The sequence below is a fragment of the Syntrophus buswellii genome, assembly GCF_046097065.1.
GTDB lineage: Bacteria > Desulfobacterota > Syntrophia > Syntrophales > Syntrophaceae > Syntrophus > Syntrophus buswellii.
Genome location: NZ_CP175563.1, coordinates 2,891,209 through 2,915,842 on the forward strand (window position 1 = coordinate 2,891,209; position 24,634 = coordinate 2,915,842).

18 protein-coding genes are annotated in these 24,634 nt (G+C 56.1%); 12 read left to right on the forward strand and 6 right to left on the reverse strand.

What is annotated here, in order from left to right:
• Positions 1–27 precede the first annotated feature (27 nt).
• From ACJ77P_RS13035 to ACJ77P_RS13055, 5 genes are all read left to right on the forward strand, one after another.
• The gene (locus ACJ77P_RS13035) at positions 28–2,982 is read left to right on the forward strand and encodes a PAS domain S-box protein (protein ID WP_408998484.1); all 2,955 of its coding nucleotides are present in this window, start codon (positions 28–30) and stop codon (positions 2,980–2,982) included.
• A gap of 15 nt (positions 2,983–2,997) precedes the next feature.
• Entirely contained in the window at positions 2,998–3,321 is a 324-nt protein-coding gene (locus ACJ77P_RS13040; protein ID WP_408998485.1) for a nitroreductase family protein, read from the forward strand.
• Positions 3,322–3,357: 36 nt separating this feature from the next.
• Positions 3,358–6,147 carry a hypothetical protein gene (locus ACJ77P_RS13045; protein ID WP_408998486.1) on the forward strand — a complete coding sequence of 930 codons (2,790 nt, stop codon included), beginning with the start codon at positions 3,358–3,360 and terminating at the stop codon, positions 6,145–6,147.
• Positions 6,148–6,225: 78 nt separating this feature from the next.
• Entirely contained in the window at positions 6,226–6,534 is a 309-nt protein-coding gene (locus tag ACJ77P_RS13050; protein WP_408998487.1) for an MTH1187 family thiamine-binding protein, read from the forward strand.
• Complete coding sequence (locus ACJ77P_RS13055; protein WP_408998488.1) at positions 6,531–7,352, forward strand: fumarylacetoacetate hydrolase family protein; 822 nt, start codon at positions 6,531–6,533, stop codon at positions 7,350–7,352. Before ACJ77P_RS13050 ends, ACJ77P_RS13055 begins: the two co-directional genes overlap by 4 nt.
• Before the next feature lie 218 nt (positions 7,353–7,570).
• Here the strand turns inward: ACJ77P_RS13055 and ACJ77P_RS13060 are convergent, their stop codons facing one another.
• The 3 genes from ACJ77P_RS13060 to ACJ77P_RS13070 form a co-directional block, all read right to left on the reverse strand.
• Positions 7,571–8,173, reverse strand: coding sequence for a VPLPA-CTERM sorting domain-containing protein (locus tag ACJ77P_RS13060; protein ID WP_408998489.1), 603 nt, complete (start codon positions 8,171–8,173; stop codon positions 7,571–7,573).
• 521 nt (positions 8,174–8,694) lie between these two features.
• Complete coding sequence (locus tag ACJ77P_RS13065; protein WP_408998490.1) at positions 8,695–9,918, reverse strand: MFS transporter; 1,224 nt, start codon at positions 9,916–9,918, stop codon at positions 8,695–8,697.
• Between the two features lie 87 nt (positions 9,919–10,005).
• Entirely contained in the window at positions 10,006–11,364 is a 1,359-nt protein-coding gene (locus ACJ77P_RS13070; RefSeq protein ID WP_408998491.1) for an MBL fold metallo-hydrolase, read from the reverse strand.
• Here ACJ77P_RS13070 and ACJ77P_RS13075 point away from each other — a divergent pair.
• Positions 11,363–11,608 (forward strand): hypothetical protein, encoded by a 246-nt coding sequence (locus ACJ77P_RS13075; protein ID WP_408998492.1) that lies wholly within the window; start codon positions 11,363–11,365, stop codon positions 11,606–11,608. The genes ACJ77P_RS13070 and ACJ77P_RS13075 overlap by 2 nt on opposite strands.
• Before the next feature lie 123 nt (positions 11,609–11,731).
• A complete protein-coding gene (cysK, locus tag ACJ77P_RS13080; protein WP_367359389.1) occupies positions 11,732–12,619 on the forward strand; it encodes a cysteine synthase A in 888 nt (295 codons plus the stop codon).
• A gap of 6 nt (positions 12,620–12,625) precedes the next feature.
• On the opposite strand, the gene ACJ77P_RS13085 is transcribed toward cysK, so the two are convergent.
• From ACJ77P_RS13085 to ACJ77P_RS13095, 3 genes are read right to left on the reverse strand one after another with little or no spacing between them, the layout of a single operon-like run.
• The gene (locus ACJ77P_RS13085; RefSeq protein ID WP_408998493.1) at positions 12,626–13,264 is read right to left on the reverse strand and encodes a PilW family protein; all 639 of its coding nucleotides are present in this window, start codon (positions 13,262–13,264) and stop codon (positions 12,626–12,628) included.
• A gap of 31 nt (positions 13,265–13,295) precedes the next feature.
• Positions 13,296–14,930, reverse strand: a complete 1,635-nt coding sequence (locus tag ACJ77P_RS13090) for a PilX N-terminal domain-containing pilus assembly protein (RefSeq protein WP_367359391.1) — start codon at positions 14,928–14,930, stop codon at positions 13,296–13,298.
• 12 nt (positions 14,931–14,942) lie between these two features.
• The gene (locus ACJ77P_RS13095) at positions 14,943–15,308 is read right to left on the reverse strand and encodes a prepilin-type N-terminal cleavage/methylation domain-containing protein (protein WP_367359392.1); all 366 of its coding nucleotides are present in this window, start codon (positions 15,306–15,308) and stop codon (positions 14,943–14,945) included.
• Positions 15,309–15,773: 465 nt separating this feature from the next.
• On the opposite strand from ACJ77P_RS13095, the gene ACJ77P_RS13100 reads away from it, so the two are divergent.
• The 5 genes from ACJ77P_RS13100 to ACJ77P_RS13120 all read left to right on the forward strand — a co-directional run bounded on the left by ACJ77P_RS13100 (position 15,774) and on the right by ACJ77P_RS13120 (position 24,497).
• A complete protein-coding gene (locus tag ACJ77P_RS13100) occupies positions 15,774–18,536 on the forward strand; it encodes a PAS domain S-box protein (protein ID WP_408998494.1) in 2,763 nt (920 codons plus the stop codon).
• A 220-nt stretch (positions 18,537–18,756) separates the two neighbouring features.
• On the forward strand, positions 18,757–18,957 hold the full coding sequence (locus tag ACJ77P_RS13105; protein WP_367359395.1) for a heavy-metal-associated domain-containing protein: 201 nt from the start codon (positions 18,757–18,759) through the stop codon (positions 18,955–18,957).
• Positions 18,947–21,415, forward strand: a complete 2,469-nt coding sequence (locus ACJ77P_RS13110) for a heavy metal translocating P-type ATPase (protein WP_408998495.1) — start codon at positions 18,947–18,949, stop codon at positions 21,413–21,415. Before ACJ77P_RS13105 ends, ACJ77P_RS13110 begins: the two co-directional genes overlap by 11 nt.
• Positions 21,416–21,636: 221 nt before the next feature.
• Positions 21,637–24,012, forward strand: coding sequence for an FIST N-terminal domain-containing protein (locus ACJ77P_RS13115; RefSeq protein ID WP_367359397.1), 2,376 nt, complete (start codon positions 21,637–21,639; stop codon positions 24,010–24,012).
• An 83-nt stretch (positions 24,013–24,095) separates the two neighbouring features.
• Positions 24,096–24,497: a response regulator gene (locus ACJ77P_RS13120; protein WP_367359398.1), complete on the forward strand. Its 402-nt coding sequence runs from the start codon at positions 24,096–24,098 to the stop codon at positions 24,495–24,497.
• Positions 24,498–24,634: the final 137 nt, after the last annotated feature.

Sequence of the window (24,634 nt, forward strand, 5' to 3'; positions counted from 1 at the left end):
AGTAGCAACTGACAATGCGAGGTGACGATGGAAGCGAGTGATCCGGAACGAATCAACGTGATTGAAGGGAAATACGGCATTGGCGACATTGTGGATCTGGAACAGCTGCAGAAAATCTTCGAACTCTTTACCGAGGCCACCGGGTTTACCATCAATTTTCTGGATCACCCCGGCTTGGACATCCTGATTGCCGCGGACTGGCGGGGTATCGGCACAAAGCTCCGGAGGGTCTGCACGACAGCGGAATCCGCCTGTGAAACAAGCAGACAAAAGCTCTCGAACCACAGGGAAAACCAGTGCGGGAGGGTTATCGCACAGACGGATAACAGCCTCGCGGATCGTGTGGTTCCGATGATCACCAGCAGGAAAAACATCACAAGCCCGGCGACGGATCAACCCTTTCCGCAGGAACCCGGCTTGAGTCAACTCAGAATGCGTGCCCGGTCTTTCGGATTCGACGAACAGGCCTCTTTACAGACGCTGACGGAATCGCCCGCCGCAAGCAGAGAAAAACTCGACAACGCCGCCTCCCTTTTAGAAAATATCTCTGGAATCATTACAAATTTAATATTCGCCAACCAGGCGCTCCTCGAGGAACGGGAACGCCTGACGTCTGAAATCGCGGATTATCGCAAGGCAGAGAAAGAACTTGCCTGGAAAACGGCATTTCTCGAAGCTCAGAAGGAAGCCGCGGCCAAGGGAATCCTGGTGGTGGATGAACAGGGCAAGATCCTCCGGATGAATCACCATCTCCAGGAACTCTGGCAAGTTCCGCGGCACATCCGGGAAGGCCACGATAAAGCACTTCTTCTTCACCATCTGGCAGGCCGGACCAGGGATCCCGGGGAATTTTCCCATCTGGCGGACCATCTTCACAGACACCCGAAGGACACCAGCAGAAACGAAATCGAATTGATCGACGGCGCGATCCTGGACCAGTACACGTCTCCCGTCCTGGGGAGGGACGGAACCTGTTATGGAAGAATCTGGACATTCCGGGATGTCACCAGCCGGGAACGCACGGATGAGGAACTCAATACATCCGAAGCCTGGTACCGGACGATTTTTGAAAATACGGGGACAGCCATGATTGTGGTGGAAGAAGACACCACCATCAGTCTCGCCAATACGGAATTTGAAAACTTGACCGGTTATACAAAGGCGGAAATCGAAGGGGTAAAATCCTGGACGGAATTCGCGGCGAAAGAAGATCTGGACATGCTGATGACACAACACAGGCTGCGCAGGGTTCAACCGGATTTCGCCCGGAAAAACTACGAATTTCGCCTTGTCAACAAAGACGGCCAGGCAAGAGAAATTCACCTCACGGTCGATATGATCCCCAACACAAAACAAAGTATTGCGTCCCTTCTGGATATCACGGACCGCAAGCGGGCGGATGAAACGCTCAAGGAGTCGCAGAGGAGACTTTCAGAAATTATAGAATTTTTCCCCGACGCGACCCTGGTTGTCGACAAGGACGGTCGGGTCACCGCCTGGAACCGGGCCATGGAAGCCCTTACCGGCGTCAAGGCGGAAGATATGCTCGGCAGGGGCAACTACGAATATGCCATTCCTTTCCACGGCTGCAGAAGGCCGATTCTGATCGATCTTGTCCTTGGCCACCGCAGCAATGAGAAATTCGAAAGGGTTTACACAAACCTCCTTACAGAAGGCGGCATCATCCAGGGAGAAGGTTTTGCCTCCAGTCTGGCCGCTGGTGAGCGCTACTGCTCCGCGAAGGCCGTTGCGCTGCACGACTCCAGGGGAGAAACCGTCGCCGCCATCGAATGCGTCCGCGACATAACGGAGCAGAAAAGGATAGAGGACCGTTTAAACCGCGCGGAGAAGATGGAGGCACTGGGTACGCTTGCCGGCGGCGTGGCCCATGACATGAACAATTTCCTGGGCGTGCTGGTCGGATATTCGGAACTGTTGATGGAAACGCTGCCCGAAAACAGCCTTCAACAAAGATACGCACGGAACATTCTGCAATCCAGCGAACGGGGGGCCGCCATCATCCAGGACCTTCTGACCATGGCCAGGAGAGGGGTGTCCGTTTCGGAAGTGATCAATCTGAACAAGGTCATCGTCGATTACCTGGATTCGCCCGAACACGAGAAGCTGAAGTCCTATCATCGGAACATCCTGGTCAGGACGGAGCTTGAAGAGGATCTGTTCCGCATCAAGGGGTCCCCCATCCACCTGATCAAGACCGTCATGAATCTTGTTTCCAACGCCGCGGAAGCCATATCCGGCGAGGGCATCATCACGATCAGGACGGAGAACCGCTATCTCGATTTCGCCGTCAACGGGTATGAGGACATGCAGGAAGGCGACTACGTCGTTTTGTCCGTTTCAGACACCGGGGAGGGCATTCCGGAAAGGGATCTGGGGAAAATCTTCGAGCCTTTCTACACGAAGAAGATGATGGGGCGCAGCGGCACAGGCCTGGGGCTGGCCGTCGTCTGGGGAACCGTCAAGGATCATCATGGATTCATTGACGCGAAAAGCGAGGAAGGCGTCGGAAGCACGTTCACGCTTTATTTTCCCGTCACCCCCGAGGAATTGATTCGCAGGCAGGAGAAATCGGATATCGCCCGGTACATGGGATGCGGAGAGTCGATCCTCGTTGTCGACGACATGGCGTTTCAGCGGGAACTCGCCGTCAATCTGCTGAGCAGGCTGAATTATAAGGTCTGCAGCGTTTCCAGCGGTGAAGCGGCGCTTGAATATCTGAAGACACACAAGGTCGATCTGCTGCTGCTGGACATGCTCATGGAGCCGGGGATTGACGGGCTGGAAACGTTCACGAGGGTGCGGGCAATCGAGCCCCATCAGAAGGCCATTATCGTCAGCGGCTTTTCAGAAGACGAACGGGTTGGAAAAGCTCAGGAACTCGGCGCAGGCAAATATGTGAGAAAGCCCTACAACCTGGAAAAAATCGGGATGGCGATACGGAAGGAACTGGATAGAAGGTAAAACGGAGGATGGGATATGGCCCTTTCTGCACTTCCCGGCCACGGCGGCCATCCTGAACCGGAAGCGATCCAGCTTCCCGAACCGATGTCGGCCGGGGAAAAATCTGTGGAAGAGGCCCTGCGCAAACACCAATCCATCCGGGATTTTATCCGAGCGCCCCTTACCCTGCCCGAGCTGTCGCAGCTTCTCTGGGCGGCGCAGAATGTCTCTCTTCAGGCCGTGTCTCTGAACCTGGGAGCCGTGGTCATCGGGGCTTTTCATGACATGGAGGTCAAAGCGATTCTGAACCTCGCCGAGCAGGAAGAGCCTGTCTATATCATCCCGGTGGGGAGAACATAGGGTTATTCCACTGAACACACACTGAGAAGGACGGGCATGAACACAACAAGAGAAGGTGATGACGACAGGAACAAGCTGCTGCACTTTGACGAGGTTCAAGCCGCCGAAACAAGGGCCGGCTGCCCTCCGGAGGGAAAAGCGCTTGGGCTTGCCTTTTCCGGGGGCGGCATCCGCAGCGCGACGTTCAACCTCGGCGTTACGCAGGCGCTGGCCGCCATGGGCCTGCTGAAGCGCTTCGATTATCTCTCGACCATCTCGGGGGGCGGCTACATCGGAGGCTGGCTCTCACTTTTCATCAAGCGCTGCGCCGGAGGAAACGTCGCCGAGGCCGAAAAAGTGATTAACCAACGAGACGAGAACAACCTTGAACCCCCGTCGATCCGATTCCTGCGCGCCTTCAGCAACTACCTCACCCCGCGCATGGGGATGACTGGGGACACGCTCGTTGCCGTCGCCACATATCTGCGCAACCTGATCCTTAATCTCTGTATCCTGGCTGCGCTGATGACCGCGCTGCTCATCGTTCCCCGGATCACGGCCCTGGCGGCCGAATCTCTGGTAGCCTGGAGCGGCTTCGGCCGCATTTATTACGGGATCATCATCACCGTCCTCTTTTTTCCGATCCTGGTCGCAACGCTCGGACTGTTCTACCGGGCAGCAGACGCAAAGAATAAACGAACGCAGGCCGCAACGGAAAAACCACGCCACCCATGGCCCTGGTACCTGCGCTCCCTCTGGCTCAACATCCTGTATGACATTCCCGTCATCCTTGCCGCGTTTCTTACCGTTTGTTTCTTTCTGCAATTTGCCCAGTACAGCGAGATCGACAGAAAATCCCTGTTCAGGACCACTCTTTTCGAATATGTCATCCTCTGGCTCATCGGTGTCGTGATTTCCTTCCTCTGTGACTTCACAGCCCGGCTCCGGGAAAAGAACCGAACTCCGGTTCTCCGCGAAAATCTGAAGTGGCTGGGGGCGTTCATTCTAGCCATGACCCTGGCCAGCGCAGCGGGAGGGTCGGTCATTCTGGGGATTGTAAACACGATTGCGGCGGTATCCGAACCGCACCGCCTCTGGGCGACGGTGGCCTTCGGGCCTCCGGCAGTTATCGCCGCGTTCCTCCTGATGCTGACGGTCTACATCGGCATCATGGGCCGGAAATTCGACGAAAACGACAGGGAGCTATGGAGCGTATACGGTGGGCGCCTGATCGGGCGTTCCCTCTCGTGGGCAATCTTTTTCGCCATCGGATTTTACGGAGCGGCGATACTGGGATGGACAAACGACTGGATCGTCGGCATGGGAGGCATCACCTGGATTGCCACCACATTATTCGGGATTTTTGCCGGAAAGAGCAAACAGACAGGGGATCGGGCGTCACAGGGCTGGATGGACAAGCTGACGGTCATCGCCCCCTTTGTGTTCTTGCTGGGCTTGATGTTCCTGCTTTCCTGGGGATTGCACCAGTCGCTGATCTGGCCCGGCGATACCCCTTCCAAGGGATCCCATGTTTCCAGGGCCGGCGGGATGCCCGGCCACAACGCACCCGGAATCTATCTGCGAGCCGAATCCGCCGCGGGGTCGCCCGTCGTCACCGCCCGCGATATCGACAGCCCGGCTCCATGGGAGCGCTTCCTCAACATCGCAGAGGAAAAGTACGGTCAAATGGAACTCCGGTTCAAGACGCCCTGGACGCTTCCGATCGTCGCCGCAACGGCGCTTATGGCAGCTCTCCTTCTGTCATGGCGCGTCAACATCAACCTGTTCTCGCTGCACCATTTTTATCGAAACCGCCTTTCCCGCTGCTACCTCGGCGCAACGAACACGGGGCGACGTCCACACCTGCTGACGGGCTTCGATCCCAAAGACGATCTGGCTCTCGCCGAGCTGGCGGGGCAGCGGCCGTTCCACATCTTCGGGACATCGATCAACCTGAATCGCGGCCGGCAGCTCGCGTGGCAGAACCGGCGCGCCGCATCCTTCGCGTTCACTCCTCTGTACTCGGGCTATGAGCCGGCATCGCACCAGGTGAAAGGCGGTTACCGCCCGACGGCGGAATACGGGAAGGACAATGCCGCAAGTCCCGTACAGGTCGGCTCGGTCATGGCCATCTCGGGCGCTGCGGCAAACCCGAACCAGGGGTTTCATACCTCACCCGCTGTCGCGTTCCTGATGACCGTGTTCAATGTCCGGCTCGGGCACTGGTGTGGAGACCCCGTCCACGAAAAGTCATGGCGAAAGCGCGATCCGGGCCTGAGCCTGAGATACTGGCTGGCCGAACTGACCGGCACGGCCGACCTGGACCGCCCCTTCGTGAACCTCAGCGACGGCGGACACTTCGAGAACCTGGGCATCTATGAACTGGTGCGGCGGCGCTGCAGGGTGATCCTGGCAAGCGATGCGGGCTGCGATCCGAAGTACGCCTTCGACGATCTCGCCGAGGCGATCCGCAAATGCTATACCGATTTCGGCGTGGAATTCGAGTTCAAATCAAAAGTCGATGCGATCCGCCCGCAGGGCGACGACACGCTGCCTGCCGGCGACAGGATCAGCGAGCGGCATTACGCGATCGCTGAAATCAAATACCCGGGCGCAAAGGGGCTGACGGGCACCCTGATCTACCTGAAGTCCTCGCTCACCGGGGATCTTCCGCCCGACATCATGCATTACCGGCGCACACACAACAGTTTCCCCCACGAGTCCACAGCGGACCAGTTCTTTGACGAGTCGCAGTTCGAGAGCTACCGCCATCTCGGCTACGAGGCCGCCATGCGGTCGCTGACCATGATGCGCGAGAACAACGAACTCCCGCCGGAGCTGGGCTGAGGGGAAGACAATAAGCCGGGCGCTCGAAAAGACCGTCGCCGCCCGTCTTCATAAGACGGTCAACGGTTAAGGAGATCCATGATGCTTGTCCAGTTCAGTGTCGTCCCCCTGGGAACCGGTGAAAGCCTGAGCGAAAGCGTTGCAGAGGTCATCCGCCTTGTTGATGAAAGCGGACTCCCCTACAGGACGAATCCCATGGGAACCGTCATCGAAGGGGAATGGGACGCGGTGATCGACCTTATCAGGAAGTGCCATGAAGAGGCATTGAGGAGCGCACCAAGAGTGCTGACGTCGCTATCGATTGACGACCGCCCGGGGAAGCCCGACCGGATATCCGGAAAGATCGAATCCGTCGAAAAAAGGCTCAGGCGGGAAATTAAAAAATGAAAATCGTGCGCTTTATCTCGGACTCCCATCGCACCCTGTATGGACAATATGACCCGCAACGGCCTGCTGAAGCCAGGGTCATCGAGGGCGATCTTTTCGGCGATTTCCGGGTCACCTCTGAGAGGGTGAACATCAGGCAATACCTTCCCCCGGTAACCCCGGTGAACATCCTGGCATTGGGGCTCAACTACCGGCGTCATGCCGAAGAGACCCGGCTGGATACGCCGAAATATCCCATCCTTTTCATGAAGGCATCCAGCAGCGTCATCGGCCACGGGGAACCGATCCTGCTGCCCGCGGCCGCTCCCGAAAGCGTGGATTATGAAGCGGAGCTGGCCGTCGTGATCGGCAGCAAGGCCAAGAACCTGCAGCCCTCCGAGGCCATGGACTGTATCCTGGGGTATACCTGCGCCAATGACGTCAGCGCGAGAGACTGGCAGCTGCGAAGGCAGCAGGGGCAGTGGGTCCGGGCAAAGAGCTTCGACACCTTCTGCCCGCTGGGACCCTGGCTGGTCACGAAGGATGAAATCCCTGACCCGGATCGGCTCCGCATCCGCGCCCTGCTCAATGAAAGGGACATCCTGCAGGATGCCGCCACATCCGAAATGATTTTCAAGATACCGGTCGTCATCAGTTTTCTCAGCCAGTCGATGACCCTGCTGCCGGGGACGGTCATCCTGACGGGGACTCCGGAAGGAGTCGGGTTTACGAGAAAGCCCCCCTTGTATCTCCGGGAGGGAAACCGAATTTCCGTTGAAATCGATCAAATCGGCCGATTGAGCAATCCGGTGGCCCGGGAACGGATGCCTCAGCGTTGACCGTTCCCGCCGCTTTCCGGCTTCCGGGGTCCGGCCTGATCGGCTTGGCAGGGATACGAAGAAAGTTCAGGCACTAGGATTTAGAACAGCTCTTCAAACAATGCCGGAGCGGCACAGGGGTCGGCCATAAAAGGCCGCGCCCATGCCGGGCGCACCATAAAAAAGAGGCAGGACCGTTATCAGGCCCTGCCTCTTACATCCATCTTCAACGGCGTGTGTTACTTTCTAAATTTCTTTCTGAGCCCCACCAGCCCCAGCAAACCGGAACCGAGCAGCCAGAATGCGGCAGGAACAGGCACCGGAGTCGTATCAAGGTTATCCCAGAGACAGCCCCAGGTGACCTGAGTCAAAACAACGGATTTGATATCATCGGCACTTACGGCGAGATATCGATAGTCGCCCGACCACCCGGCAACGGTATGGATGGGATCAATGCCGCTGAATGACCCGGTATCGGCAAAAGCAATTTGATTTCCAAGGGCATTGTAGGCCTTCATGCTGAACCAGTCAGAATCTCCGCCATAATCCCCTCCATAAATGGAGACGGATTTTACCAGAGAATCGAATGTCATCGTCAAGGTCATTCCACCAGACCATGATGATGCGCAAATGCTGGGTGTACCGCTGAATGTCTGATAATCGGCTATGACTCCTACATAACTATCCGGTGCCGTAATGGTTAACCCTCCCAGGTTGACGCCGTTGATATTCGTTCCCGCCGTCAGGCTGTTAAAATCCCAGAGCGTGGCATGGGACGAACTCACCAAGAAGAACATGGCCATAACGACCATGAACGCCGTCATAACATAGTGTTTCTTCATCCTTTTAATCCTCCTCCCCCCTTGATTTGCTGCAATCAGCCAAGATGCTTCCATTCGTTTTGGGTCTGAAATTCATCATACAGCCAGCTATTCTCGACGCTCTCACCACCTCCTTTACGAATCCATTCTTTCCGCTTTTGGCACTCTCCACGGATGAAGCCAAAAGAGTTAAAGAGATGCTCATGCCCTCCAAAACAACGGCCCCACATTCATTACATGAAGCAGACAGCGCCTCTTGCGGTCTCTCATGATTGCATTACTGGACAGAAAAAGTGAAGATCCTGAACCGGATTTTATCATTAATAGAATTTTGCATTATGTCAATACAGATAAACCATGGTTTTATCTAAGGATAATGCCTAGGTTTTATAGGAACTTTCTCCGGGAAGGTGGGAGATGGGGTCCTTCAATGAATGCCGCTAAAAGCAGGCCACACCCTGCAGGGTAAGGCATCCTCTGATTCCCCGGTTTCCGGGGTCCGGCATGACCGGGTTTGGAGGGATTCGGAGAACGTTCGAAAGCTAAGAATTCTTTTGGGCAGGCCGGGCAGGGCCATCCTGATCCCGTCCATCCAGTCCATCCAGTCCAAAGGTGAGCGCCAGGGTTACCAGCGACGATCCAGCCGCCAGATAGAACAGCGTTTCAAAGCCCGACCCCAGGGCAATCAGACTTCCCCCGAGATAGGGCAGAAGGAAATACCCCCCATCCAGAGCGAAAAGCGTCAGGTTCGTGTTCAATCCCCGGAGGGATGGCGGTGACGCCGAAAAGAGGAGAGCATTCAGAAGGGGCAGGACCACCCCCATGGCCAGGCCATAAAAAGCCCCGATCAGATAGAACGGCCGGAGAGAATCGGCAGAGGGAAGAAAAACGAAGCAGAAAACCAGCGCAGCCAGCCCCAGGCGAAAGGAGCGCAGCTTGTTGAACCGGTCGAAGAGTCTCCCCCCCACCACGCGGACGGCCATCATCATCGCCATGGAAATCGCAAAGAAGAATCCCACACGGCCCGCACCCGTCTGCAGGGAAAGATCCTTGGCAAAATAGAAAACCGTCGCGTGGGCAAGGTAGAGGAAAAAGGCCGCCGAAAGGAGCAGGGCCACGGAACGCTGCCGGAAGTTCTCTTTGATTTCGGCAAAACCCGGACGGCGCAGGACCGATGCGTCCGCACGGCTCAGCATCCCCCTCAGGCGCTTGCGAAGAACCAGGCCGAGCAGCAGGGCGACAAGAGTGAAAAGGGAAACGCCGGCATAGATATCCGCCTCGTTGCGGACCATCGGTAGAATCGCCTCCGTCAGAGGCGGAAGCGTCGCCAGGGGAATCATCGTGGCGATGCTGACAATCCCGAAACCCTGGCCGCTTTTTTCGCCGGGGATATACTGGACGATCAATGCGATTACCGCCGTGGTAAGGACCACAAAAACAACTCCGTGGGCAATGCGCAGCAGGATCAGAAACGTAACTCCCGCTGCCGGAATGTAGGAGCAGGACACCCCGATCAGCAGGATCATGGAGGCCATCATGACGGCAAAGGCATTGCGGGCGGTGATCCAGGAGATGACGAAGGGACGGAAAAGAAAGGCGGCCATGGGCTCCAGCCCCACGAGGACCCCCCGCCAGAGGACAGGAATGCCGATTTCACCAAGGTAATGGTAGAAATTGAAAAAGACGGAGACGCTGCAGAAGGCCACCAGCAGGATCAGGTTCAGGGCAAGAAATTCGAAGGAGAAGAGCGCTGGAGAGGTCTTCATGGATCATCGCTTCTTTTCGCAGACAAGAAACATCCCTCTGTCCGTGCGGGACAGAGGGATTCGCAGGTTCCCATCCCCGGCTTCGGCTCAGACAATCGGGCATGTCGTGGAATTCCAGCCGATGAGACCGCCCAGAACAACCACGGCATTGCGCCAGCCGGCCCTCTGCAGCAGGCTGGCCGCAATCATGGAGCGCAGATCGCTGGCGCACAGGATATAAACGGTTCCGCTCTTCGGCACCTCGTTCATCCGTTCGGGAAGCATCGTGAGATGAATGTTATGGGCGCCGGAGATGCTCCCGTGAGTGGCCACTTCGTCTTCGCTTCGAATGTCCAGAATCCATGCCTGCTCTCCCTCATCGACAAGCCTGCAGAGGGATGAAGCGGAAACCATCCGGACCGAACCGCTTTCGTAACCCGCCGTATTCCAGGACAGCATCCCGCCGGCCAGATGTCCCGCCACGGTATCGTAGCCGAAACGGATCAGGTAGCGTAACGTCTGGGAAAAATCTTCGCCCTCCTGAACCAGGAGGATGGGTTTTCCGTAGGGAAGGAACCAGCCGGCATATCCCGGCAGTCCGCCCAGCCAGATCGAGAGTGAGCCGGGCACATGGGCCGCCCCGAACCCCAATTCCATGCGGGTGTCCACCACGATGGACGATTGAAGCTGAGAAGCGAACGCTGCCGCCGACAGCGGCTTCGGCAGGGGCATCGCTCCCAGCAGCGGCGGACCTTCCAGGTTCAGCCGCTCCATCTGCCGGAAATAGGGGGCGTATTCCAGTTTGTGCGCCACCCCGAGGATAAAGGCATCCCGGTCGGGAAACTGCAGCTTCGGATTATAGCGGCGCTCCAGACCGATTGTCGTCCATGACCGGTCGGCAATGTCTGCAGCGCAGACGGAACCCGCACCGTGGCCGGGGCAGACGATCACTTCATCCCCGAACGGCAGCAGCCGCCGGTGCAGGGTGTCGTACAGGAGACCTGCCATCCTCACCATCTGGTCTTCCCCGAGAAAATCCACCCGGCCCACGTCCCCTGCAAAGAGGGCGTCCCCCGTAAAAACCATCCAGGGGTTGCCGCCGGATTCATAGAGCAGATAACTCATGCTCCCGGGGGTATGGCCCGGCGAAGAGACCGCTTCGAGCTTCAGCCGGCCGATCTTCCAGGTCTGCCCATCAACGGCAGCCTGGCCATATCGATATTTCCACTGGCCGTCGGCATGCCAGATTTCCGCGCCGGTCCGGGCAGCCAGTTCAACCGAACCCAGGACAAAGTCCTCATGACGGTGGGTTTCCAGAACGGCGACAATGCGATACCCCTGAAGGGTCGCCGCTTCGAGATAAACATCGATGTCGCGGCGCGGATCGATCACCACGGCCTCGTGACTGTCGCCGACAAGATACGAATACTGGGCGATTCCTTCAGACTCGATTCGCTGAAAAAGCATGGAGAACCTCCTTGAAGAAACATATGAAGGGTTTGTAGACGACATTCCGGAAGAATCACACGCTCCGGTCCATTTCGCAGGGGATATTCATACCATAATTTCCATAACAATGTCAGCAGTATTAAGGGGGGCATTTCCCCACAGAGCCGCCATGGGCAGGAGATGGACAACAGGCCAATCCCTCAAAAGCGGGGGAATTCAACAGGGAAATTCGATCTCTTTCCCGCAGGGCATCTTTTTTTGAGTGCTTTTTTTCCATTTTATGTATACATGCAGCCCCGGATTCAAGGAAATCGATCCGGTGTTAAAAGGCCGTGAAGCACGGCCGCTTTTCAAGTGTTATGGAAAATATGGGAAGGGAAAGATTATGAAAGGGTGTGATGTTATTGAATTGATCGGAAATACTCCGCTGATCAGACTTAGAAATGAAAACATTATAGCCAAGGCTGAATTCCTCAATCCCGGGGGGAGTATAAAGGATCGTGCCGCACTGGCGATGATTGAAGCGGCAGAACGGGATGGAATCCTGAAACCGGGGATGAAAATCGTTGAACCGACGTCAGGCAACACCGGCATTGGGATAACCCTTGTCGGAGTGGCAAGGGGCTATGAAGTCTACATCGTCATGCCGGAGGGCATGAGCGAAGAGAGAAAGAACATCATCAAGGTCCTCGGAGGAAATCTTGTCCTGACTCCCGACAGTGAAAGTGTCGCCGGCGCGATTCAAAAGGCGGAAGAGCTCGTTGAGAACTTTCATGGATATATGCCGAATCAATTCAAGAACCCGACGAACGCACTGGCTCATTACAAACATACCGCACCGGAACTCTGGGAGCAGTCAGGGCATAAGATCGACGTCTTCGTCTCCGGCATCGGCAGTGGCGGAACCATCCAGGGAATCGGCTCCTTTCTGAAGGAACAGCGTCCGGACATCATGATTGTCGCTGTCGAACCCAAGAATGTTTCCGCCCTTCTCGGACATGAACCCGGTTTGCACCAGATCCAGGGAATAGGAGACGGTTTCATTCCCGACCTCCTGGATCCGTCCCTGATCGACAGAATTCTCGAAGTCAGTGACGATGATGCCATTGCCACAACGCGGGAGCTGGCTACGAGCAATTCTCTGTTATGCGGGACCTCCTCCGGGGCGAACATCTGGGGCGCAAGGCAAATAGCCGTGGAACATCCGGAATGGGTGATCGCCACCGTGCTCCCGGACCGGGCAGAACGGTATTTCAGCACCGGCCTGCTCTGAAGCCGATCAATCATAGTTTCGCAGAGTTACATCCGCGGTAAGCGTCATGGTCCGCGTGACGTTTTTAAAATCGGGGGCGGAAGTCGCCGCGACGAGGGATATCTTTACTTTCCGGATGAGGGACAGGTCCGACGCAATGCCGTCGCTGCTGTCATAATACGTCAGGGTAAGACCCGTTATGTGATCCGCCAGGGGCTGGAGGGATCCATTGGATGTGCGGCCCAGGCACTGATGATTTCCGCAGGTGTAGATCGAATACGAGATGTTTTCTCCCGGATTGGCGCTGGCCGTGGCGGGCGTGACGGCGCCGTTTCCATTGAGATCCGCCGAGAAGCTGACCGTATTGCCCGAGGCATTTGAAATTCCGACGCAGGGGGAATTGGTGGCTGAAGCCATGTTTGTTCCCGCGCAGACCGAAAGGCCGCCGGTCGGATTGTAGCCGGCCATTCGGATCTCCCGGGTCATCATTTCGAGCCCCACCCGCGCATTCTGCTGCATCTCCGTGAGGCGCTCCTGAGTGCTGTAATTCCGGTGCTGATTCTCAAAGAATCCCCAGATAGCCCCCAGGAGGACAAGAGAAACCGCCAGGGCAACCATTAGTTCAACCAGCGTAAACCCGTTGTCGCTTTTATGGCATGATTTCATAACACACAAACCCCTGTCGATTCGATTTGGATCAGTTGCTCACCTGGTGCCAGGAAGTTCTTTCCAGGTTTCTTACCCGGGGCGTTCCAGGCGGCAGGTTGCTCAAGCTGACCCCGTAAGACCAGTTACGGGTCGGGGGATTGTACACCGTTCCGGTCCCCGGCCAGTTTCCCGTGGCCTGTTGACTTTCCCAGAGGCAGGTCAGTGATCCGCTGTAGGTGTAGGTTTTCCCCGACCAGTTTTCCAGGAAACGGATCAGATTCTCCACCCCTCCACTGTACTGGCTGCCGGCCGTGTTTTTATTTCCCGTCATGATCGCGGCGTTGACCTGCGTACTGGAGGCGGTTCGGCTGGACAGCCCGCTGGTACTGTTGGCATCCGACCAGTTGTTGGAGAGCACCGTTACGGCATCAGCGAAAATTCCCGCCGGGTCATTGTCCGTGTTGTAGTCTCCCTTGATGTACAGGGGGTTGTTGGTGACCACGGAGAGTCCGCCGGAGGGCATTTCGCTGCCGTTGACCAGACGGACGGCTGGATTGGTCACGGAGTCGGATGAAATATAGAGAATGCCGTTTTCGCCCCCGCTGGGAGGATCATTCAGCGCGGCCATGGCGGCTGTGCTGGTGCGCAGAAGGGCGACATCCACCTCCACGGCTGTCATCACCTTGCTTTCCCTTCCGTCCGTAAAGGTCTTTGTGGTGATGGTTCCCGCCGGAAGTGTAACGGCTGTACCATATCTGTCATAGGCAACGCCATTGACAATTCTCAGCCCCGACTTTACATAAAGGCTGTCCGTGCCGGTTCCAAGGATATCGATGGGTTGCCCGCCCGTGGTTGACAGGGGCAGGTTGAGCTTCTGGATGCCGTGATCGCTCGTCTTGACTCTTCCATCCCAGCTGTCCAGGGCATCGGCCTTCCAGGTGCCGCTTGAACTGTCCGTGGTCAGGGATTGATACGTACCGGTCGAATCCTTTATCTTCACGGCACCGGCCCCGGATGTGTCCGTATAGTCTTTTCTCTGATGAACGATATCGCCTGCGGAAGTGATAATGGAATCCACCTTGAGCGTTTTTGACCCCCAGGGACGCATGTAGATATCCTTGTTGGAATGTATGCGCCCTCCCGTAAAGGTCATATCGCCGCCGGGAAGCATCTCCAGGTCGTTCTCGTAGAAAATGCCGAATTGAAACAGGGGGATCAGCTGGTCTTCCATCTTGTAGACCACGGTGGCACGGGCGTTGGTGCCGTCTTTAAGGGCGGTGGATGTGATGGTGTAGGCCTGACAGTAAGCCGTCAGTCCGTTATATGCCCCCGTCATCGTTTTTTCCGTGACGGTCGAATTCGTCGCAAGGAATGTACCGGTATTCTGAAAGGAAAATCCGGAAATCGCCGGCGGTACGACACCGGTGGTGGGTCCGTTCAATACCTTCAGAGCTTCCCGCAACCGGTTGACGCCGTATTCGGCCCCTGCTTCAGCCGCATAGAGAGCCTGCTCGCCTGACTTGAAATTGCCGCTGATTTTTAAATCCGTTGATATGTTGAGCATCGCCGTTGTTCCCAGGAGCATCAACGCCGCCATCACGATCAGCGCCGTCACCAGGGTGACCCCTTTTTCATTGACCATAAGATGCTTCCGCTTCTCATGTCTTTCATGTTTCGTTCTCATCTTTTTCCACTCCTATCGATCAATAATGCTTCTGATGGTTACGGTCCGGGTCAGTCCGTTCGACAACCAGGACACATTGACGGTAACGGTTTTCGTATTGGTGACCGGTACGTTGTTCTGAACAGTCCATTGCCGGGAAAAGACCGTCGCCACCGTTTCCGGTCCACCCGATACCATGGCGTCGTAATTCATGTTCTTCAGGGCCTCCATTTTATCCTTGGCCAGCACGGTCGCCTGCGTTGACAACCTGCTGTAGGAATTGCTTTTAACGGCCATGACATTGACCGAAGCCAGGCCGACGGTAAATATGGTGATCAGGAGCATGGTTACCAGCAGTTCCACCAGAGTGAACCCCTTTTTCGAGAGTGGGCTTGCCATGATCATTCCTCTCTTCCTTTCTTTTCTATTGTTTCAGTTCGGTCAGGATCCGTTGCCCCTTCTTCGGGGAAGCGGCTGATTCCGCGGTGCCCTTTGAGAAAACGTCGAACAGAACTCAGAAGGCGAAAGTGACTCAACGTTGAACAGGAAATTATCGAAAATCGTCTTTCCTGTAAATATTTGACGGCTGACGGGAAAAATAACAGGGAAACTCATGGGCACCAACGTTGGTTTGGTGGTACGAAGATTGAATAAAAATATTTCCCTAAGGAAATTGGCTATCTTTGACAAATCAACCTCCTGTTTCCCTTACTTTCCCTTCGTTTTTTCCTACAGATAAAATGATGGGATTTACCCGTCATTATCCAATGACGAAACCACTGTCGATTTTCCTTAGCTTGTCATACAGGATTTTTTCTCAGGGATGTCCCCTTGCCGCCCTGCTGGAACCGGAGAAAGACGTTCATGACGCTGCGACAGAAAACCATCATGACGACAACCGCTGTCGCTTTGGCCCTGGCGGTCCTCACACTTCTGGTATCTCTGCATATTCTGCAGAGCGGTCTGCGGGAAATCGAAAACCGGAATGTCACGGTGAACGTGGAGCGGGTTTTGAGCTTCATCCAGGCCACCGTCTCCGAATTGAGTTCCAATGCCCTGGATTATTCGGGATGGGACGACACCTATGACTTTGCCCAGAACCACAATCATGCCTACATCAAGACAAACCTGATCGCTTCCACATACACGACTCAGAAGCTCAACCTGCTGATGATCCTCGACCGGAACGGCAGCTCAATTTATGAAGCCGGATTTAACCTCCAGAAAGGCTCCTTCGCGCCGGTGCCGCGGTTGCTCCGGGACCCAGCCTTCATGAAGCGTCTGAAGGCCTCAATCCCTCAGGCGAAGGGAACATTGAGCGGCATCGTAATTCTCGATGAAGGTCCCATGATGATCTCCATTCAACCGGTCCTGAAGAGCGACCTCAGCGGGCCTGCCAGCGGCAATCTGATCATGGGCCGATTTCTCAACCCGGAAGAAATCAGGAGCATGTCGCAGTTGACCCATCAGCATTTCGAGCTGCTCCCCTTCAAGAACGGCAAATTGACAACGGATTTAAAACAGGTGCGCCTCCGGCTGGAGACATCGAAATCCATCATGGTCCAGCCGGTCAACGGAAGGACCATTTCCGGATACGCCCGCATCGATGACATCTTCGGACAGCCGGCTCTTCTTCTATCTACGACGGAAGAACGGTCGATCTACCGGCAAGGTGTTCTGACCATCGGATATATGTTCGCGTTTCTTCTGATCAGTACCGTCGTTTTTCTGTTCGTTTTTCTTCTTCTTTTCGAACGGCTGGTCATGAAGCGCCTGAGCCGCATGAGCAAAGAGGCTCTGGAAATCGGAAACGGCAGCCATACGGACCGCCGTTTTGCCGTCACAGGCGGTGATGAATTGTCCGTTCTGGGAAAGAGCATGAATATTCTGATGGAAAAAATCGAGCAGACGGAGTCTCTGCTCCGCAGGGAGGCGGCACGTTATCGGGCGGTTGTCGAGGATCAGACGGAACTGGTCTGTCGCTACCTGCCCGACGGTAGGTTGATCTTTGTCAATAATGCCTACTGCCGCTATTACGGAAAAAACCGTTCGGAACTGCTGGGCTCCCTGGCCTTTGCTTCTGTCAGCGAACCGGACCGCGAACCGGTTGAACACTGCCGGCAGGCGTTGAGCAGAGACAACCCGATCACGACCTATGAATATCGGGTGGCCCTGGCCGGCGAAAGGATTCGGTGGCAGCATGCCACGGAGCGGATGATTTCGGATGAGATTGGGCAGCCGCTGGAATTTCAGACGGTCATCCGGGATGTCACGGATCGGAAACTGATTGAAGAATCTCTCAGGAACGCTTATGCGGACCTGGAAAAGCGCGTTCAGATGCGGACCGCTGAATTGCTGAGAAGAAATGAACAGTTAAGCACTGAAATCGCCAAAAGGGCCCAGATTGAAGATGCCCTTTCCGTGTCGGAAAAAAAATACGCGGGCATTATCGACAATGTCGGAATCGGAATCATCGTTCTCGACCGGCAGCAGAACATCATCGCGGCCAACCGGCTGATGAAGGAGTGGTTTCCGGATCTGGCTCCTGCCGGCTCCTGTCCCAGCGGGCCTGAAGAGCATCGCGACGAAGGGACCCGTCAACTGACCGGCCCCGCATCCCGGACCTTCCATGACGGACAGGTCCACGAGGCGGAAAGCACGATCCGTGTCGGCGGGGAACCCCGCCTCTTTCGCATCGTCTCTTCCGCAATCCTGGACAGAAACAACTCCATCGAGGCCGTGATCGAAATGCTCGACGACATTACCCAGCGCCACCAGGCAGAGGAGATCCTCCGCATCCGTGAAGCCCGCTATCGGGGCATTGTTGAAGACCAGACGGAACTGATCTGCCGGATGACGCCGAACGGTCGTTTCACGTTCGTCAATGAAGCCTACGGCTCATACCTGGGCCAACAGGCCGAGGAGCTGATCGGGAGAGACTTTCTATCCTTCATTCACGAGGAAGACCGGGCGGGCATCCTGGAAAGGATGTCGTCACTCAGCCCGGAGCATCCGGTCATCTGCTTTTTGTGCCGCGGGATGATGGAAAACGGCGGGGTTCGCTGGCAGCAGTGGAGCCAGCGGGCGATTTTCTCTGAAGGGAGCACCCTTTCGGAGCATCAAGGCGTGGGCCGGGATGTAACGGACAGGAAGCAGGCGGAGGAGGCGCTGCAGGAGAGGCAGAGGGAACTGGATGAGAAATCCCGATCCCTCGAAGAGGCCAATGTCGCCCTGAGGGTTCTCCTCAGGCAGAAGGAGGAAGATCGAGAGGAAGTTGAAGAGAGGATTCTGTCAAACATCAATGACCTTGTCATGCCCTATGTCGAAAAGCTGAAGATAGCCCCACTTGATGCGCGCAATCGATCGTGCCTGGAGGTTCTTGAAACAAACCTCAAAGACATCAGAACTTCGTTCAACGGACGATTGACCTCCGGGACGTACAATCTCACCTCCAAGGAACTGGATGTGGCCAACCTGATTCGGGAGGGTAAAACAACGAAGGAAATAGCAGATTTGCTGTATCTCTCAAAAAACACGATCGATTTTCATCGCAACAACATCCGCAGGAAACTGGGAATCACCAATGAAAAGACCAATCTCCGCGCCTACCTGTCATCACTGTCCTGACGACCTGCCCCCCGCTCGTTTCAAGAAGAGCCCCCTTTTTGCACGATCCCATGCCACCATGGCCTGTGCCGACCAGTCCTCTCGCCCAACGGCCCCGGCTTCATTCTCCCTTGCGAGTGCTCCTTTTCAGGACGCAAAAGGGTGAGCCGCCGTCTTCGCCTTGACAAACCAGAAGGAGATTGTAATATTTATGATACATTACAATCTCAGGAGCGGCATTATGAAAAAGATCAAGATTACAGGAATGAGCTGCAACCACTGTGTAATGGCTGTTACGAAGGCCTTGAAGGGTATCGAGGGCATTGAGGATGTTTCCGTTGATCTGAAGGCCGGTGAAGCCACGTTCGAGGAAACGAAGTCCGTGGACCCGGAAGTCATTAAACAAAAAATTTCCGAGGCGGGGTTCGAAGTTGTCGGATAAGGCAATCCTTCATATCTCCGGAATGAGCTGCGCTTCCTGCGTGCGCCGCGTTGAGCAGGGACTGCGGGAAATGGCGGGGGTCGAACAGGCCACCGTCAATTTCGCCCTGGAACAGGCCGTTGTGGACTTCGATTCCGCGACGGTACTCCCTGAACAGCTTACCGAGCGGGTCCGGGAACTGGGTTATGAGGTCGTCAAAATCGACCGCCCGGCCGCCGGAGGGCTGGAAAAAACAACGATTTCCGTCGGCGGGATGACCTGTGCCGCCTGTGTGCGCCGCGTCGAAAACGCCCTGAAAAAAGTGGAGGGCGTGAAGGATGTGTCGGTCAATCTGGCCACGGCCCGGGCCACGGTCCTCCATGAACCCGTCTGGCAAGGGGTGACGGGACTGAAGGAAACGGTGATCGACCAGGGATACGAATTCCTGGGGATCATCGACGAGCTTCAGGAAGACCCCATCGCCGCCGCGCGGATCCGGGAAATCAAGGACTTGAAACTCCGGTTTTCCGTCGGCGCCGTGCTCAGTGTCATCATCTTCATGGGTTCCATGCAGCACTGGTTTCCCTTTCTCCATGGCATTCCGCCGCGGCCCCTCCAGATGGTCCTCTTTATCCTTACCGCCCCCGTCGTTTTCTGGGTGGGCAGCCGCTTCTTTACCGGCGCCCTGAAAGCGGCCCGGCAGAAAACCAGCGACATGAACACCCTGGTGGCTATCGGGGCACTCTCGGCATACATCTATTCCGCCCTGGCCACTTTTTTCCCCCGGTTCTTCGCCGAGGCAGGGCTGATGCCTCATGTCTACTACGACGGCGCGGCCATGATCGTCACCCTGATCCTCCTGGGAAGGCTGCTCGAGGCGGGCGCCCGGGGCCGGACATCCCAGGCCATCCGGCGTCTGGTGGGACTCAAGCCGAGAACGGCCCGCGTCATCCGGGACGACCAGGAAATGGACATCCCGGTGGAAGAGGTTCTCAAGGGGGATCTGCTCGTTGTGCGGCCGGGAGAAAAGATCCCCACAGACGGCATCGTCCGTTCAGGCTCTTCAGCGGTGGACGAATCCATGCTCACGGGGGAAAGCGTGCCTGCGAACAAGGAGCCGGGCTCCGAGGTCTTCGGCGCCACCTTGAACCGCAGCGGCAGCTTTACCTTTGAAGCCACGAAGATCGGTGCGGAAACGGCTCTTTCCCAGATTATCCGGCTGGTGGAAGAAGCTCAGGGTTCCAAGGCCCCTATCCAGCGGCTTGCCGATCGTGTGGCGGCCGTTTTCGTTCCCGTTGTCATTGCGATAGCGCTGCTGACTTTTATCGTGTGGTTCTTTTTCGTCCCGGAACCTGTCTTCAGCCGCGCCCTCCTGAATTTTGTTTCCGTCCTGGTCATCGCCTGCCCCTGCGCGCTGGGTCTGGCCACACCCACGGCGGTCATGGTGGGCACGGGGCTGGGGGCGGAGCACGGCATCCTGATCAAGGGAGGAGAAAGCCTGGAAAAGGCTTATCGGCTGACCTCCGTGGTCTTCGACAAGACAGGCACCCTGACCCGGGGAGAGCCGGAGGTGACGGATATCCTGGCCGCGGAGGGAACTGTGCCGGAAAGGGTTCTCCAGACGGCGATTTCTCTTGAATCCCGGTCGGAACACCCCCTGGCCCAGGCCATCGTCGTTCGAGGAAGATCGGAGGGGCTGGCCCCCCTGGCCGTTGAGCATTTCGAGGCGCTGTCCGGACTGGGGACACGGGCTCTCATCGGAGGGAAATCGTGCCTGCTGGGGAATCTCCGCCTTATGCATCAGGAAAGGATGGATTTGCAGGGGCTGGACCGGAGGGTCGCCGATCTGGCCGGTCAGGGAAAAACCTGCGTCCTGGTCGCCGAAGAGGGCCGGGTTACAGGACTGATCGCCCTGTCCGATGTCCCGCGGGAATCTGCAAAAGAAGCCGTGGCCGAACTGAAAGCCTCAGGGCTCCGGGTGGCCATGATCACCGGAGACAATCTCAACACCGCCTCAGCTATCGGCCGCCAACTGGGCATCGATCAAATTCTCGCAGAAGTCATGCCTGGTGACAAGGCACGGGAAATCCGGCGGCTTCAGCAGGAAGGGCAGATCGTGGCCATGGTGGGAGACGGGATCAACGATGCTCCGGCCCTGACGTCGGCGGACATCGGCATCGCCATCGGAGCCGGAACGGACGTGGCCATCGAAGCCAGCGACATTACCTTGATGACCGGTGATCTCCGGGCCGTTCCCCGGGCCATCCGGCTCTCCCTGGAAACCATGAAGGTCATCCGCCAGAATCTCTTCTGGGCCTTCATCTATAACATCATCGGCATCCCGATCGCCGCCGGTGTGCTCTACCCCTTCTCCGGAATCCTTCTGAACCCGGAGTTCGCAGCAGCCGCCATGGCCCTCAGCTCCGTCTCGGTCGTCAGCAATTCCCTCCGCCTCCGGTATACAGGCCTCAAATCCTGAAGGCTCCCCCCGGAAACACACGCTCTTCATGGCTTGGATATTGCTTCTACAAAAAGCTCTATCCTGCATGCTGAAAAAAACCTCATATCAGATCTTCCTGTTGTATCCTCGGGTTACGGACATCGTGATCAAAGGGCGCGGCGACGGATTTTTATGCAGACTACCTAAAAAATGACAGTGACAGCACAATTCTAATGCATGGCACGGGAAAAAGAACCAGGGTGAAGGGCACCCCGAATATTGAAGTGGGATGTGGCATCGCCCGGGGGGATGACTCATTCGGGGCCGGTCGGGATGCTGCCAGCCAGGCGACAGAGGGCATTATCTCCTATTTCCTGACGGCGGTGATCGTCTTTGCACCGGCTTCCTATGACCTTGACGCCATGCTTTCCGGAATCCGGAGCGTCGTTGGTGACGTCCCCCTGTTCGGCGCCAGTTCAGCCGGAGAAATGTGCCATCGGGCCTTTTCGGGAAGCGTTGTGGTTATGGCCCTCGCTTCCCCTTATCTCTCTGTCAGCGTCGGACTGGGGAAAGGGGTGTCAACGGATTGTCGAGGCGCCGTGATCGAGGCAATCGAAGGGGGCACGGTCAAACGGTATTTCAATCCTAAAAACAGCTCCTATTACAATAAAATGACCCGCAACGGCCGGTCGGTCTTTGCCATCCTGTTTTCACCGGGATGCACGGCCGCCTCGGATTCCTACAGCCCTGAAATCCTGGAAGAACTCAAACGCCTTTCTCAGGGATGCATCTCTTTTTTCGGAGGCAGCGCCGTCGATCCCGCAGGAACAACCGGGCAGGAAAATTTCGTTTTTTACGGAAACAGAGCCTACTCTGACAGCATGGTTCTGGCGGTCTTCGAAACGGGGCTTAAGTTCGGTATTGCCATGGGCCACGGGTTCCACCCCACGGGGAAGAGAGTCGTTGCCACAAAATGCAGGGGCCGTGAAGTTCTTGAACTGGACCATAGACCGGCCGCGGATGTTTTTTCGGAACTTCACGGCATCCCCAGGGAAGAGCTGGAAGGAAACTATCTCTTTGAACAGATAGCGCGGCCCTTCGGAATGCGCCATGCTCTGGGGGAGTACACGATTTTCGTCCCTCACACCCTAACGCCGAATGGCGGAGCAAAACTCGCCCACCCGGTGCAGGAGGGAACCGCTCTGGCCCTGATGGAAGCCATCGAGGACGAAGTGGCCGCGGCGGGAAAGGACACGCTGCAGAGTGCACTGATGCAGTCCGGCATCACCGAACCTGCCGCCATACTGGTCTGCTCATGCTTCCTGAGGATGAATCTTCTGAAAAGCAGGATTAATGAAGAACTGGCCGCGATCACCACTGCCATGCCCGGTGTTCCCCTGGCGGGTTTCTACAGTGCCGGCGAACAGGGCACGAACGCGGATCATGTCAGCCGCCACAACAACGAGGCCATTGTGATCCTCCTCTTGGGCAACGAGCTGTCCTATGCCGCCAAAGTGGCGGAGGAAAACCGGATCCTGTACCGGATGCTGGAGGCGCGCCTGGCGGAGAAACAGCTTCTGCAAGAGGAATTGGCGGGACAGATCCGTTTTCTCCAGATCCTGATCGACAACATCCCGAATCCTGTCTTTTACAAGGATCCACAGGGACTATACCTCGGCTGCAACAAGGCTTTCGAGGAATATTTCAATCTGCGGAGGGAAGAGATCCTGGGTTCATCCGTCGAGAATCTCGATCAGGTCGATCAGATCGACCTTCATCGCCAATTGGACAGAGAGTTGATTCAGAAGGGCGGCAGGGCCGTTTATGAATCCACGATCCACGCCGAAGACGGCACCCTCTTGCATACCATCATCCATAAAGCCCTTTTTCACAAAGCCGACGGGACTCCGGGCGGCATTGTCGCCAGCATGACCGATATCACCGATCGCAAACAAACTGAAGAGGTCCTCAGGATCAGCGAGGAAAAATTCCTCAAAGCGTTTCAAGGCATTCCGACGATGATGACCATCATCACGTTTCAGGACGGAAAAATCGTTGAAGTCAATGAAAGTTATCTGCGAAACCTCGGGTTTACGCGCCGGGAGGTGGTGGGAAAAACCTCAAGAAAGCTTGATGTTTACGTCTATCCGGAACAGCGTAATCTTGTCATTAACATGATGATTGCAAAAGGTTCCGTGCAAAACCTCGATGTCCCGTTACGAACCAAAACGGGAGAGATCCGCCATTGCCTTCTGTCGGCGGAACGGATCCAGTTGCAGAATGTGGAGCACGCACTGATCCTGATGCAGGACATCACGGATCAAAAGCATGCGGAGCAGGAGCGCCTCCAGCGGATGAGGCTGCAAAGCATACTGCAGACGGCGGGAACGATCTGTCACGAATTCAACCAGCCCCTTCAGATCCTTTCCGGATACACCGAACTGCTCCTTGCCGACCCGGCCCTGGATCCGAAAATCCATCAGAAACTGCAGATCATAAAGGGACAGACGGAACGGATGGAAATGATCACCCAGAAGCTTTTAACCGTGAAAGAATGTTCTTTCAAGGATTATGCGGGAATCGGCAAGATCATGAACCTGCATGAAGACGAGACGGAAGAAACGGATCCGTCCTGATGCATGGTTATGGCTTGAACAGGAACACATAGAATCAAGAATAAGCAAACAACAGATTTCATTGGATTGTGAAGAGGTAAGACATGGTTGAACCGAAGATTCTCCTGGTGGATGATGAGATTGAGATTCTTTCGATGCTGCAGGAGGCATTGAGCATGCGCGATTACAAGGTGATCACGGCGGAGAACGCGGAAAAGGCCCTGGAGGTTCTCGCCAGGGAAAGTGTCATGGTCATGTTTCTGGATCTCAATCTCCCCGGCATGAGCGGCATCGATCTTTGCAGGAGAATCCGCAAGGACAATCAGATTGCCATCATCAATGCCCTGACGGGTTACAGCAATATTTACGGGCTTCTGGAATGCCGGGGCGCCGGCTTCGATGATTTTTTCATCAAACCTGTTTCGCTCAAGACGCTCTTCAAAGCCGTCGACGATGCCTTCGAAAAAATCGACCGCTGGCAGATCTTTGAGTACGACCTGACGTGATCCCCTCCCTCTGCAGCGGCCGGCTCCAATCCCGACGTTAACATGCGCCTTTTTAAGACCGCTTCGTCGCTGTCCCCACGCCGACATCGGGGTTTTGCCTCACAGCTTCAAGGCCGCTGAGCCTTCTGCCCTTCACG